The 13,597-nt window shown below is 37.7% G+C and carries 7 protein-coding genes; 3 read left to right on the top strand and 4 right to left on the bottom strand.

From position 1 onward, the window contains the following. Positions 1–43: 43 nt before the first annotated feature. Complete coding sequence (locus BS34_RS0111150) at positions 44–3,088, bottom strand: glycoside hydrolase family 2 TIM barrel-domain containing protein (protein WP_158661015.1); 3,045 nt, start codon at positions 3,086–3,088, stop codon at positions 44–46. 51 nt (positions 3,089–3,139) lie between these two features. Continuing rightward, positions 3,140–6,808 (bottom strand): family 16 glycosylhydrolase, encoded by a 3,669-nt coding sequence (locus BS34_RS12755; protein WP_051640873.1) that lies wholly within the window; start codon positions 6,806–6,808, stop codon positions 3,140–3,142. A 450-nt stretch (positions 6,809–7,258) separates the two neighbouring features. Between BS34_RS12755 and BS34_RS0111140 the strand changes: the two genes are divergently transcribed. Next, positions 7,259–8,311, top strand: a complete 1,053-nt coding sequence (locus tag BS34_RS0111140; protein WP_029408588.1) for a substrate-binding domain-containing protein — start codon at positions 7,259–7,261, stop codon at positions 8,309–8,311. A gap of 301 nt (positions 8,312–8,612) precedes the next feature. Beyond that, on the top strand, positions 8,613–9,608 hold the full coding sequence (locus tag BS34_RS0111135) for a glycosyl hydrolase family 17 protein (RefSeq protein ID WP_051640872.1): 996 nt from the start codon (positions 8,613–8,615) through the stop codon (positions 9,606–9,608). 203 nt (positions 9,609–9,811) lie between these two features. Here BS34_RS0111135 and BS34_RS0111130 read toward each other — a convergent pair whose 3' ends face one another. Next, entirely contained in the window at positions 9,812–11,227 is a 1,416-nt protein-coding gene (locus BS34_RS0111130) for an MFS transporter (RefSeq protein WP_029408586.1), read from the bottom strand. A 543-nt stretch (positions 11,228–11,770) separates the two neighbouring features. After that, positions 11,771–12,280 carry a hypothetical protein gene (locus BS34_RS0111125; protein WP_029408585.1) on the bottom strand — a complete coding sequence of 170 codons (510 nt, stop codon included), beginning with the start codon at positions 12,278–12,280 and terminating at the stop codon, positions 11,771–11,773. A 43-nt stretch (positions 12,281–12,323) separates the two neighbouring features. Here BS34_RS0111125 and BS34_RS0111120 point away from each other — a divergent pair, with 43 nt between their 5' ends. Next, a complete protein-coding gene (locus tag BS34_RS0111120; RefSeq protein WP_029408584.1) occupies positions 12,324–13,403 on the top strand; it encodes a hypothetical protein in 1,080 nt (359 codons plus the stop codon). The last annotated feature ends 194 nt before the right edge of the window (positions 13,404–13,597 follow it).

The raw sequence follows: 13,597 nt of genomic DNA, 5'->3' as shown, positions 1-13,597 counted from the left end.
TTAACTATAATTGGTTCTTAACTTATCGGGCGTGCAAGCTTCTCTAAAAGTGATATTCAATAAAGGTCTGCACTTCATACATATCAGAGTTGATGTAATAATCGCCATTTGCTAGATTCAAACGATACTCTGGACTATCTTTATCAAGAGTTCGATAGAACAATTTAATGCCAACTTTGCTTGAATTTGCTTCTCTAACGCCTTTATCAAGTAAGTAGCTATAGGAAAGCTTATATTGTTCTGGATAAACGATGCCAAATTGACGTTGGAAGTCATATGGACCCCATTTATCTTGAGCAAAAGATGCCGTTATTATATGACGATTTTTATAAACCAGTTTCGCATCTATGCTTCTAAAATTAGTTGCAGGAACTGGAGAGCCGGTTGTCTGCTCTTTACCCATACTTGTGCGAATGATTGCACGGTATTGATTACTTGGGTTAAGTACAATTTTTGATGATAGCAGCCAAAGTTGATCTGAATCTAAACCACTTGCAAATGCCGCTTCTCCTTGAAAATTAGTATCTGAGAAATAAGCTCTGTAAGCATCTGTTTTGGTGCCATAGTCCATATAGGTTAACCCAACGTTGAAGGCTAATTTAGCATCTTCACGCATATCATTGTCCCAGTTATAAAAAGGCGTTGCCGGTGTTGGGTCATAAGTTAGCATAAACTCAGCAGCTCGCACTTTTCGGTTACCCAAAACAGCAAATGGGTCACTGTCTGTATCACGTGGTGTTGATCCAGGATATGTCATAGAATCTATGAGGTTATCTCGAGCAAACAGACGAGGGTATAGCATAAAATTACCATAATTTAATTGCATTCCCACTTCTGCAACCGCTTTGTTTCCTAATCCGGAGTAGGGAAGATTGGTTCCAAATTCCGTTAAAGGGTCTCCGGCATCTGCTACAAGCCCAGCATACTGCCCAGCTACGATGAGTTTTGCGTTATTGGCTAGTGTGTGTTGGATTTTAGCCTTAATGCCCAGAGTGTCTTTAAATTCAATTTCCTTTTCGGTTAGGCTGCCGTTATTAACTTTTTTGTATTTTTCACCAATTTTGTCTCGCCCAGAAACGATGGCACCCATTTGTAATTTAGTGTCAGGACTTAAATTAAATTCACCTTGTACGGTTGTTTGAGCTTGTTTTCTTTGAGTCGCTTGACCACCATCCGCACTACCCGCTCTATCAAAATCTTGTGAATGCATAATAGAATACTGCTGCTGGTCACCAAAACGATATTTTGCAATAAATTTAGGGTTGGCTCCCCAGTAGACTTCAGGCCCAGCAAGTAATGTAAAACCTTTTAAAGCCTTTTTACCATCAAATTGAAATCCGTAAGGGGCTTTTGCATTCCAAATATCTTGGCCATTTGGTCCTGTCATATCAGTGGTTTCTCTGACCAAACCAAAAAAGTCTCCTTCATAACCCCAGTGATAACGCGGCACATGGTAGAAAAGATCTAAATCATAATTCTCAGCATTGTAGTTAGCATCAAAACTGTAAACTTCTAATTGATTGTCTTTATCATCATTAACTCGATCACCATATCTAAATTCAAAGATACTATCTGCAGCATTAGGCGTGTAGTTGAGGGTAAAAGCGCTTCTAAACTTTGAATTAGGCTCAAACTCAAAATCAGTAAAGCCCATGACTCCACCGTCTGTTTTAGAGCCACTACTAATGCCTTTATCTTCTATAGGGCCACCCAATCCGTTATTAATACCTTCTACTTTAATACGAGCACCGGTCAATCTAAAAGTGTCATTACCCATTAAGGCATCGCTTCTTTGAGCATTTTTTGAACGATAATCTGCTAAAGCATCCATATCGATTGAAGCGTTCTTTTTGCTGGTCTTGCTTTTTTGGTAAGGATTTACTTTCCAAACTTGAGTTAATACGTCGAGTGCTAAACGGGTTTCAGCCTCATAAACGCCATCAGAATTGGCTTTACCTAAACGGTTAATTCCCCACCATTCTTCGTTCATGTTATTAGCATTTTCTTGAAAGTCGTACTTATAACCTCCATTAGACCAAGACGCGTGTTTATCGTGTTTATCTAGGTTTTCGGTCTGTTTATATTTCCACCATTCGTCACGCCACTCAAATATAAAGCCACCTAAAGAATTGCCTTCTGCGCCATTACCGTAAGCTTGACTATACATTTCTTCCCATTGGGCTTTTAAGTATTCAGCTTGAGAGCGTTCGTCTTCTTTAAATGCTTTTTCATTAAAGGCATCTGCACCAAATTCAAACAGTAAAACAGGTTTATTGTATTTAGTCTTTACATCACTCCAAAGCTTAGTAAAGCTTTTACCTCGGTAGGCGTTAACCCCTAATAAGTCCCAGTCATCACCCTCTTTGGCGATGATATCTAAATATTGAATATCGCCATTGACAATGGTAAAAGGATGATTAGGGGAGATTTTTTTACCTTCATCGATGACTTCATCAAATAAAGAGTAAAGGAATTCAGCTTTAGCATGGTTTTGCTCACCAACTGGTAGGTTTTCAATCTCAAAGCTTTTCCAGCTTAATCCGTAGTTACTTTCGTTACCGAAGGCAAACATTAAAACACCCGGTGTATCTTTGTATCGTCTTACTACGTCGAGTGCTTGCTGTTTTAATGCTTTACGGGTAGCAGGGTCAGAATAGTCTGTGTTTTCAACCCATGTACCATTAATGGTTGCACCGTAACGACCCATGAGCGGGTTAACGGCTGTCATAATGCCATATCTTTTATAGACATATTCCACCCACTTAGGCGGAATCATCATAAAAGTACGAATGGCATTAATCCCTGCTTTTTTCATTAATCCAAAGTCATAATCAAGCACTGCTCGGATATCTTCCTCAGGTTGCCCCCAAAGATTATAAGTAAAGTTTTCATCTCTAGGACTGTAGCCCCAAACAACTCCTTTAACAAAGAAGTCCTTACCGTCTACTTGAAGTTTTGAGCCTTTCTCATCGCTATTGAGTTTTACATCGTGCATTGCAATGGCTTGACTTGTAAATAATAAACCAGCAGAAAGAAAAATTGAGCAGACGGTTAGTTTGCTTTTATTCATTGATTTGTTGGATGTCATTTTTATCCCCTAATCCTGTTACGATATTGAATTGCTGCTAAATTTCCTGCATTAAGGTTGACAGGAGTCATACACATCTCCGGTTATATTTGGTGAATCAAGCAGCCACTGACGGTTCGCATAATTAGCGTTATCGGTAACAGGCGTACATGATAAATCTTGAGGGCTGTTATCGAGTAAGTTCTCCTGTGTACCATCAACAACCCATAAATATTCCATGTCAGCAGTTGGAGCAGGATCTAAAGTCACTGTCCAAGTACCATCACCATTGTCAGTCGCTTCAGGTCCACCTGCTGGATCCCATCCCCAGAAAGGTCCGGTCATCCTAACAGCAGAGGCATTGTTCGCAGACACGGTTAAGGTTAAAGGTATTGCGCAACTGTCAAAAATATCATCAGTGACATTAGCTGATCCCACGGTCCACTGACGGTTTGCATAAGTGGCGTTGTCAGTTATTGGAGTACAGGAATAATCTGGGTTAGCGTTGTCAGTAAGATTTTCCTGAACACCATCAACAACCCATAAATATTCCATGTCAGCAGTTGGAGCAGGATCTAAAGTCACTGTCCAAGTACCATCACCATTGTCAGTCGCTTCAGGTCCACCTGCTGGATCCCATCCCCAGAAAGGTCCGGTCATCCTAACAGCAGAGGCATTGTTCGCAGACACGGTTAAGGTTAAAGGTATTGCGCAACTGTCAAAAATATCATCAGTGACATTAGCTGATCCCACGGTCCACTGACGGTTTGCATAAGTGGCGTTGTCAGTTATTGGAGTACAGGAATAATCTGGGTTAGCGTTGTCAGTAAGATTTTCCTGAACACCATCAACAACCCATAAATATTCCATGTCAGCAGTTGGAGCAGGATCTAAAGTCACTGTCCAAGTACCATCACCATTGTCAGTCGCTTCAGGTCCACCTGCTGGATCCCATCCCCAGAAAGGTCCGGTCATCCTAACAGCAGAGGCATTATCCGCTTTTACTGTTAAGGTTAATGCTTGTGGGGTTGCATTGGCTTCTGTAAACAAATTATTTGTGTTACTTGCGTCTTGATAGAGCTTGACGTAATCCACTAACATTTTCTGGGGCGTATTAATAATCGCATCTGGTGCGCCACCTAGAGTCCCATCAATGGCAATATTCAACAACAAGAAGAAAGGTTGTTTGAAAGCTGCGTACTTAGCATCTGAAATATCAATGGTTTTATAGGCTTGGCCATCAATAGAAAAGGCAAGTGATGTTTCTGTCCATTCTAAAGCCCAGATATGATAATCATCCGCAAGAGAATCTGTTAATACAAGGTCTCCTGAATCTATAACATGTCCGGCATTTTCAGAGTAATGAATGGTTGAGTTGGACTGGTTTAAACTTGCACCTCCAGTTTGCCAGACTTCCATAATATCCATTTCTCCAACATCTGGCCATTGGGTATCAGGAAAAGCTGCACCAAGCATCCAAAAAGCTGGCCAGGTAGACATGCCTGCTGGCACTTTAATTCGTGCTTCGATTTTTCCATAACGGAATTCAACCTTATCTTTAGTGTTTAAGCGTGCAGAGGTAATTGCATCATTTCTTATGCCACAAGTTCCATCTACATTTAAATCACATTTTGCTGTAATCACTAAATCACCATTTGCAACACTAACATTTGCAGCATCGTTAGTATAAAGCTGGCTCTCATCATTTCCCCAACCATCAGAGTTTGGTCCATAACCCGTTTCAATGTTCCAGTTTGCAAGAGAGTCAGTGTCAAACTCGTTTGACCAGACAAGTTGGTAAGTAGAAGATGGTTGTGCAACGTCTTTAACCAAAGTAACATCATCAATGAATACTTCACCGGTATCCGCACCTAAGTCAAATAAAACACGACTGTTGGCGCCGCCAAAGGCGATATTTGAAAAAGTATAAGTAAAGGTTTGATAATCACTGGTCAAGGTTGTGGTTTCAGTCGCACTGGTATAAGGATTTTCATTTAAACCAACCCCAGCAATCATGGTTCTGCCAGCAGTCCCTTTCGCTTTGAATGAAAGGGTATAAGTTTGACCTTGTTCTAAAGTTGTGACATTACTTAAATTAACATCATAAGGATTGCCTGCAGAAGTCACATTAGCGAAGTTAGCGCCATCAACGACATTAAATGCATTGCCAGACCAACCCGCGGTGGTATTTGAGAAATCTCCGTTAGAAATTAAAAGGGTTGACGGAGGAGTTACTGGCTCTACTTGGCCTTCAAACGCCAATTCAACGTCCGTAAAATAGAAGGTGAAAGGGGTATCCAATTCATCTGTTGGTCTAATGTACCAAGAGGTTTGTAAGTCTAAGTTCGCTTGAGAATTATTGCTGAATTTGTAAAAAGGAATGCTAACTTCATACCAGCCATTACCAATGTCGTTGGCATTTTCATATGTACTTAGGTCAACAGTTACAGCGCTTTCTTGGCTTTTGGTTACGCCTTCTCTTGTGAAAAATGCGATTTTAACTTTATTGCTTGGTGACCCTTTTACTTTAATTTTGAAAGTGTCATAAGCTGACAAAAAACCAGGCGAGTAATTTACAAAGGCTGCAAGGGCAATATTTTTGCCATAACCCGTGCCACTTGCTACAGAAAAAACACGATCAAACGAATTGTCAGTTGTTACGCTAGCGTCAAATGAAGCCCCGCTATCAAATGCTGAAAGAGGGAATTCACCAGCAAAGGTTTCGGGATCATTATAACCATTGCTTGAATAAAGAGCTTTTGTAGGGCTTCCTATGGTTGCATCAGATTCATCAATATTAAGGTCACCATTTAATTGAAGCGAGTTACTCGTTAGGTTGACCCCATTATTTGTAAAGGCAGTCTCTAATTGACTATTTGATGAGCTATTAGATTGTGCATTATTAAGGGCATTTTCTAGTTCGTCATCAGATAAAGTTCCTGCTTGTACTTGAGTAATAACAGAATCATATTCGCTATCGATATTGTTCATAATATCAACCAAGGCATTGCCTAGATTGTTAGACTCATCATTGCTTGTAGATCCTGTAGTAGCCGCGGTGGTATCATTGATTATATTGTTTAAAAATACGGTATCTGATAAAGGTGTTGATTGCCCCGTTACATTTTTGGCTATAGCTTTAAATGCTTCTGCCGCAATCGCATTTTTTTGACTCGGTTGAGTAGCTCCGGTCTGTTGACTAATTGCGTTGGTTACCGCTGCAACAATTGCCTGAATTTTAGCGGCAGCTTTTGCAAGCGCAGGGTTGCTAAGAGGGTCGGCTTTAAGGTCTATCGCATTATCTAAACCTAAAAGAGATCTAACTGAGGCTTCAGCAGTACTATCTCCACCAAGCGCCATGATTAAAGTAGTGACTGGAGTGACGTGTTTAGATCCTGGAGGTGCACTTAATTGACCACTAAAAGTTTCCCCAGTACTTTGATCTCTTGAATTGGCTTCAGCTCGGCAAATTGTAGACGTGTTTTCAATACCAACGCCAGTAATGGTGAAATTACCTTTTGCATCTGTCAAACTTGTTGCTGCAATATCTATGCTTTGGTCATAAACTTTATTGCTATTCATATCGGCATAACAGAACATCCCTGAAAGATATCCATCAATAGCTGAAAAACCTAGAGAAGTAGGAGCTGTAATTTTTTCACCGCTACCACAACCAGCTAGTCCAGTAGCAATGGCTAAAGCTAATGTGGCTAGAAGCCGTCTTTGGCTAGATTTTTTCATCATCTCACTCCTCTGTGTCATGACTTATTTATACAATTTTTGACAATATTTTAATTTTTATTTATCTATGCTATATAGCATGATAAACAAGCTTAAATACTCTAGTCAAGCATTAAAAACAATAAGTTATGGTCATTAGTAAATGCTATATTGAATAAAAAACACTTATAATTAATTGCTGCTAATTGTTTTATAGTTACTGCTATGTAGCAGTTTTAAAGAAATACAGAAATTTAAGTTCACTCTTTAGTAGAATCATTAAGATTAGTAATTAGTGACTCTGGCAAAGGTATCTACTAATTATGGGCTGAATTTTTCGCCTAAATCAGATAAACAAAAAACTCGATGACCGAGAGGTTAAGTCGAGAAATTTTTGCACATTTTTTGCGATCCCCATTTGCGCAATGTTCGAAATTAACTTTTTTTGAGGACTTTATTATTGGTTTGACTATGAGTAAAAAAACCACTCCAAAATATAAAATAGTAGAAGAATCTATTATTAAAGCCATTCAGGATAAGCAAATTCAGCATAAGTTACCTGGTGAACGCACGCTTGCTAAAGAGTTTGGTTTTTCTTACATGACGGTAAGAAAAGCAATCACTAATCTTGTTCATAAAAATGTACTTTTTAAAGTGCCTAAGAAGGGTACGTTCGTTAATAAAGAAAAAAATGTAAAGCATTCAACAATTGGCTATTTTATTGATCAGCGTATTAAGTTGGGTATATCTAGCCCTTATTACTCGATGATTTACAACGCCATTGAAAAAGAGGCGGCAAAATATGATTTTACGGTTATTTATTTTTCAGATGCTGATGCAGAGCGCCTAAGTAAGGTGTTAAAAAAAGTTGATGGCGTGATTGCGACTTGTTTTCCACACAATGAAGCGATTATTGCGCAAATGAAAAAGCAGCTGCCTGTTTTGGCTATAGATAATGCATCAAAAGATCAAACAATTCCTTCTGTAGTCATTGATAACTTTACCGCTGATTATTCAACAGTTGAATATCTCAATAAATTAGGTCATAAAAAAGTGGCATTTATGACAGGTTTAAATAATTCAGATGTAGGACGTAATCGTTTAAATGGTTATAGACAGGGAGTTATTGATTTTGGTTTGGTAAATAGTGAAGACCTGGTTTTTTACGGAAACTATTCGTTTGAATCAGGGGTTGATGGAGCCAATTATTTTTTACAGCAAGATGAATTACCACAAGCAATTATTTGTTCTAATGACTCTATGGCTTTGGGTGCTATACAGCGTTTAAAAGCCGCTAATGTTCGAATACCAGGCGATATTAGTGTCATTGGCTTTGATGATATTCAAGTCGCTAGTCAAGTTACTCCAGCGTTAACGACTATTGCTGTACCAACACAAGAAATTGCACACCATGCATTTAGTATGCTTAAGCAAATTCTTGATAACAAACCTTTAACTTTTCAACATGTCTCTTTGTCAGCTAACCTTATTGTTAGAGGTAGCTGTGCGAGGAGAGACTCATAACCAAACTGAAAAGTTCTCATATTATTTAAGCCCATAGCCTAAATGAGATCTTGGCACGAGAGTATGCACGAGTAAAAATGGTTAAAATTCACCTGATTTTTGTTGTGCCCCAAGGACACTTCCGATGGGCGACAACTTGCGAATAGCTAGCTATTCCCTGCGTTTTCCGCCGCAATCAGGCAATTTTCCCCTCATTTTTCTTTCGCACCTATCTCATGCAAAGGTCTCTAAATGAATTGTTTTAACAAGGCTCTTGTTGATTTTACTGTTATCAGAGACCTTTATTTAGGGAGAGATTATTATGAATCTGCGCAAAATCATCTTAGTTAGTTTAGCTGTATTTTTGGTATTAATTCAGGGTAGCTTAGTTTATGCCAGTTCTAATACCGTATTTGCCCCCAGTATAGGTGGTAATTGGGTTGGGAATGGCATTTCTTATTCCTCATACCGCGATGGTGAGTCTCCAGATAAAAAGAGTCTAACACCTAAAGAGAATATATTAGAAGACCTTAAAATATTGTCTAAACATTGGAATTTGATTCGTTTGTATGACACTAGTCAGAACTCTAGAAGAGTTCTGGAGGTCATTCATGAAAATGATCTAAAAATAAAAGTGATGCAAGGTGCTTGGATTTCAGGTAAGCAGACTCAGCAGCAAAATGATGCTGAAGTCTCTAGAGTGATTAAGCTTGCAAATACCTATCCAGATATAATTGTAGCGGTTAATCTTGGAAATGAGATTTTTGTTGATTGGTCCGCTCATAAGGTTAATGATTTCAAGCCAATAGTGAATTATATCCGTCAAACAAAAAGGTCGATTCAACAGCCTGTTACCGTGAATGATGACTACAATTTTTGGAATAAACCTGCGGCCAAAAAAATTGCAAAAGAAATCGATTTTATTGGCTTGCATGCCTATGCTTTTTGGAACAACAAAACATTAAAAGGCAGTTTGAAGTGGACGCAGGGTATTTATAAAGATATTCAAAGCCGTTACCCAAATAAGCAAATAGTTTTAGGCGAAACGGGTTGGCCAACCAGCCGAATTTATAACGATGGCACTTATGAAGGTGGATTAATTGGCAAGGCAAATGTTGCCAATTTAGAAAAGTTTTTTACGCAATATAATGAATGGATCAATAAAGAAAAGATTGTTTCATTTTATTTTGAGGCTTTTGATGAAAACTGGAAAGGTGGCCATGATGGAGTGAATGCTGAGGCCAAAGCTGAAAAGCATTGGGGTGTTTATTATTCAAATAGAAAACCTAAAATTACTTTGCCTTTAAAAAGCCAGTAAAACTCCAGTTAATTTGTAAGATGAACAATCGCTTCTTTATGAAGAGAACTTGGTAGAAGGTTATAGGCAATCAAGTAAGGTCAAAAGTTGACTGTTTTCTCTCTTACCCTGCATGGGGTGGTTAATTTTTTGTCTAAATCAAATAATCTTAACGCACTTTGCGTTCGCACGATGATTCGTGCAAAACGCTCAATAGTTTGTTTTTATGCCAGTTTATGGCGTAGATCAAGTTCAGCACGTATTTGATGAACTTTAGTTTCACTTAAGCCGTAGTTTTTCATTACCCACATGGCGAGAATCGTTCCAATACTCGGTACTAAAACGTAAGCTAATAATAAGCCTTCAAGTGTTTCTGGCGTTTGTTGAGCTATTGTTTGGTCAAATCCGATTAACCATAAGATAAACCCACTTAACATTCCTGCAATAGCGAATCCAACTTTAACCATCCACCAATATACAGCACCAAAAGTTGCCTCTCTACGTACACCATATTTTTGTTCATCCAAATCACAAATATCTGCAGTCATCGACATCATTAAGGTGAATAGTCCTCCAATACCAAAAGCAAATAAGGGTAACGGTAAGAACATTAAGTAAGGATTTTCTGGTTGAAAAGCCCATAAAAACATAGCATAACCAATTAGAGATATTCCCTGAGTAATAAGAAAGGTTTTACGCTTTCCAACACGTTGTGATAAAAAAGTCACAATAGGTATAACTAAAAAACAGGTAGCAAGTGCACTTAATGATCCAAACCATGCCGGCCAATTACCAGCAGCAGGCACATCACCGCCATTCATATAGTAGACAATAATAAAAAAAGAGAACCCAGCAACGGTATTAAATGCATTAAATATTAGAAAGGTCGCAATACAAATTCGGCGAAAATCTTTATGTTTAAGAACTTCTTTAAGTCCATCAAGTAGATGAGTGGTGCTTTGTTTTATATTCTTTAAAGAAATATCTTCAACTTTTTCAGGAGAAGGCTGGGTTTTACCAAAAACAGCAGGTACAAGACATAATAATAAACAGCCTATACCAACCCAAAAAGCTAATTCACGAGCACCTTCTGCAGCACCGGTAAACCAGTCCGGGTTGTATATTATCATCCAAAACCAAGGAACGATTACCCAAGACCATTGACCAAGCCATTGAGCAACCGCCATTAAACGAGTTCTTTCATGATAATCTGAACTCATCTCGTAACCCATAGCAACATAAGGTGTCGAAAAGAGAGTCATTCCAAAATAGAAAAATAGCGATAGGATTAAAAAGTACCAAAAATTATAAATCTGACCATTTTCGGGGTAGATTTGCCACATCGCTATAAAACTGAAGCCAGCTAATAAAGCGCCAACAAAAACGTAAGGTCGGCGGCGGCCCCAACGAGATTTTGTGTTATCTGATATAAAGCCCATAATAGGGTCAGTAATGGCATCGACTAAGCGAGGAATAAAAAAAAGTAAACCCCAAAGAACGGGGTGAATTCCTAAACTTTGAACGAGTACCACCATAAACACACCGAGTGCCGCTGGGAACATTTGATTACCGAGCATTCCAAGCCCAAAAACGATTTTTTGACTCATTGGTATTAAGTCAGGTTGATGAGATTTCTGCATAAGCTTCTCCACATGATAGCTAAAGATTGAGAGCTTATTACTAATACTATTTCTTTGAATAGCTTCGCGTAAAAGTCTCAAAGTATTACTTCTTCGTAACACAAGTTTAAAAAAACTCTTTTTAATCATATGCTATATAGCACTAAAAAGTGAAGTTAATTTATATCAATCTATTGAAAAATATAAATTAAAACGAAGTAGTCTTTAAAAAAGAGTTTTAAAAAAACTAAATAAAGAGGGGGAATAAAACGGGTAATAAAGCGGGTAAGAAAGCTTTCACAAGTTTCAGTATTAATTAAGTAAATTTTCAGATTCAAGGTCTACTAACGTGTATTTTGCTTTCGTGCGTATTTCGTGAAAAGGTTTCTATTAAAGAGTGAATTATCGGATTTTTGAAAACAAGACATTTCATTTTTTGAAAAGATATTTTTTGGAGTTTTACCAGGCCTGGTAACTTATTTGAAGTTTTTATGCTCAAATTAGAAATTTTTTATCAAATTTTTCTTTCGCATAGCTATCTTTGCAAGGCTCCTTTATTAAAACCTATTGCAAACGAGTTGTTTCTTTAGGGACTTCAAGAATTGGGTCAATATCTAATGACCAATCTGAGCTATTTAACGCTTGGGAGAAAATTTTTATTAAAGGCCCTAGTAAATCAGAGTGATAAGGCAAAACAATGCCTTGTCCTGATTCGGGTTCTAGTACTAATTGGGCATTTTCGCTGTAGATTTCTTTAAAGGTTATTTTTGCTAAAAGAATCGGTGATTCACCAAGAGGATAATTTGGGTTTTCAGGTTTTTTATATTCACTCTCATAATCACCTAATAACTGAGTTTTCTGTTTTTCAATCTCAGAAATTTGTGATTTTTTTTCATCAAATAAAGCCTGCCCATTTGTTGGATGTTGACCATGTAGAACAGGAATAAAGATTTTCATAAAACGACGAGTAATCCAAGCTAGATAGACTTGTTCATTGAGTGTTTTTATATTTAAGAGTATTCTGTCTTCAGCAGGGTTATAAGATGCTTGAATTTGGTTTATTTTATCGCTCATATAGGCTTCAATTTTAGTCTTTAAAGACGTTGGGTTTCTTAATATGCAAGATGCTATTATAAAAGTTTTACTCGTTAGCAGTGTATTATTCTCATCACAAACTATTGCTAATGAAAAAAAGGTTCTACCTGGCTCAGTAACCAATAATGAGCTTCAAAATCAACAGAAAGTTGCCACTAAAGAATTTAGTACGCCTATTTTAGAGCGTGTAGAAAATCCAACCATTAAAAGTTATCTTGCAGGGCTGTCTTCGGCTCAAGCCTATGTTGGGAGTTATGTGCAAAGTACGGGCGAAACAATAGACCGATTTTTTGGAACTGATATATCCGAAGTTTCTGAAAAAGGTAGTCGACTAATTGTCTATGCACCTTTCACTTATTATGATAATGGCGATAGTGTTAGTAGTTTAAATTTTAAAGCACAAATTGATTTACCTAGAACAAATCACCGTTGGAAAGTCTTGGTTTCCTCTTTTGAAGGAGATGAAGAACAAAACTCAAACAGCTTAAATCAATCAGGCATTAAGCCATCAAATACTCAAAATACCGTTGACAACGATACACAAAATACCTTGGCGGGTAGGTACCTTTTTGAATCTACAAAAGGCATTATTGCTCAAATGGATATGGGGTTGAAATTTATTAATTATATTGAGCCTAATCCGTTTGTTAAATATAAGGTGCGTTATAAAAATAATTTTGAAAATAAAGTAGAGTCTCGTACAACTCAAAATCTATATTTAGAAAGAGAGCGTGGTTTTGCTTGGGAAGGGCAGCAGGTTTTTGACTATAAGTTGAATCCTAAATGGTTAGCAAGAGGCCAAACTTCTGCCACTTGGTGGCGAGAAGATTCTGAGATTTTGTTGAATCAAAAGGCTATTTTATTTGAGTCCGTCTCACCGATTAGAGCCCGTGCTTATTTTTTAGATGGTAACTGGAATATTAATAATGAAGATGCCATGTTTAAGTCTGTTGCTTTTGGGATGAATTGGCGGGAAAGGCTTTACCATAATTGGCTTTATAGTGAATTTGAACCTAGAGCAACATGGAGTGAAACGGATAGTTTTAAAGAGCCAGAGTATAGCGTTAGATTGATGCTAGAAATGCATTTTTACACTTATTGAGACTTTTGCAAGATTAGATGCGTGTATAAATAAGGCTCTAATTCTCTATCTCTAGCCTAAAATATCCGCCCAATACGAAGCGCTAGCTATTACTAGCTAATACCCGTATTTTTTAGACTAAATCTAAATAATCTTTTTACTTTTTTCTTACATCCCGGACTCGTGCAAAGGTCTCAAATCGTTTTTGTATTTTA

The organism is Thiomicrorhabdus sp. Milos-T2, from assembly GCF_000702325.1.
Classification (GTDB): domain Bacteria; phylum Pseudomonadota; class Gammaproteobacteria; order Thiomicrospirales; family Thiomicrospiraceae; genus Thiomicrorhabdus.
The sequence above is the reverse complement of the archived record's forward strand: the minus strand, read 5'-3'. Positions and strand labels throughout refer to the sequence as shown.

What these genes read in the sequence shown, in the direction of transcription:
- BS34_RS0111140 (WP_029408588.1), top strand. Translation starts at nt 7,259, where the DNA reads ATGAGTAAAAAAACCACTCCAAAATATAAAATAGTAGAAGAATCTATT.
- BS34_RS0111120 (WP_029408584.1), top strand. Translation starts at nt 12,324, where the DNA reads ATGCAAGATGCTATTATAAAAGTTTTACTCGTTAGCAGTGTATTATTC.
- BS34_RS0111150 (WP_158661015.1), bottom strand. Translation starts at nt 3,088, where the DNA reads ATGACATCCAACAAATCAATGAATAAAAGCAAACTAACCGTCTGCTCA.
- BS34_RS0111135 (WP_051640872.1), top strand. Translation starts at nt 8,613, where the DNA reads ATGAATCTGCGCAAAATCATCTTAGTTAGTTTAGCTGTATTTTTGGTA.
- BS34_RS0111125 (WP_029408585.1), bottom strand. Translation starts at nt 12,280, where the DNA reads ATGAGCGATAAAATAAACCAAATTCAAGCATCTTATAACCCTGCTGAA.
- BS34_RS0111130 (WP_029408586.1), bottom strand. Translation starts at nt 11,227, where the DNA reads ATGCAGAAATCTCATCAACCTGACTTAATACCAATGAGTCAAAAAATC.
- BS34_RS12755 (WP_051640873.1), bottom strand. Translation starts at nt 6,808, where the DNA reads ATGAAAAAATCTAGCCAAAGACGGCTTCTAGCCACATTAGCTTTAGCC.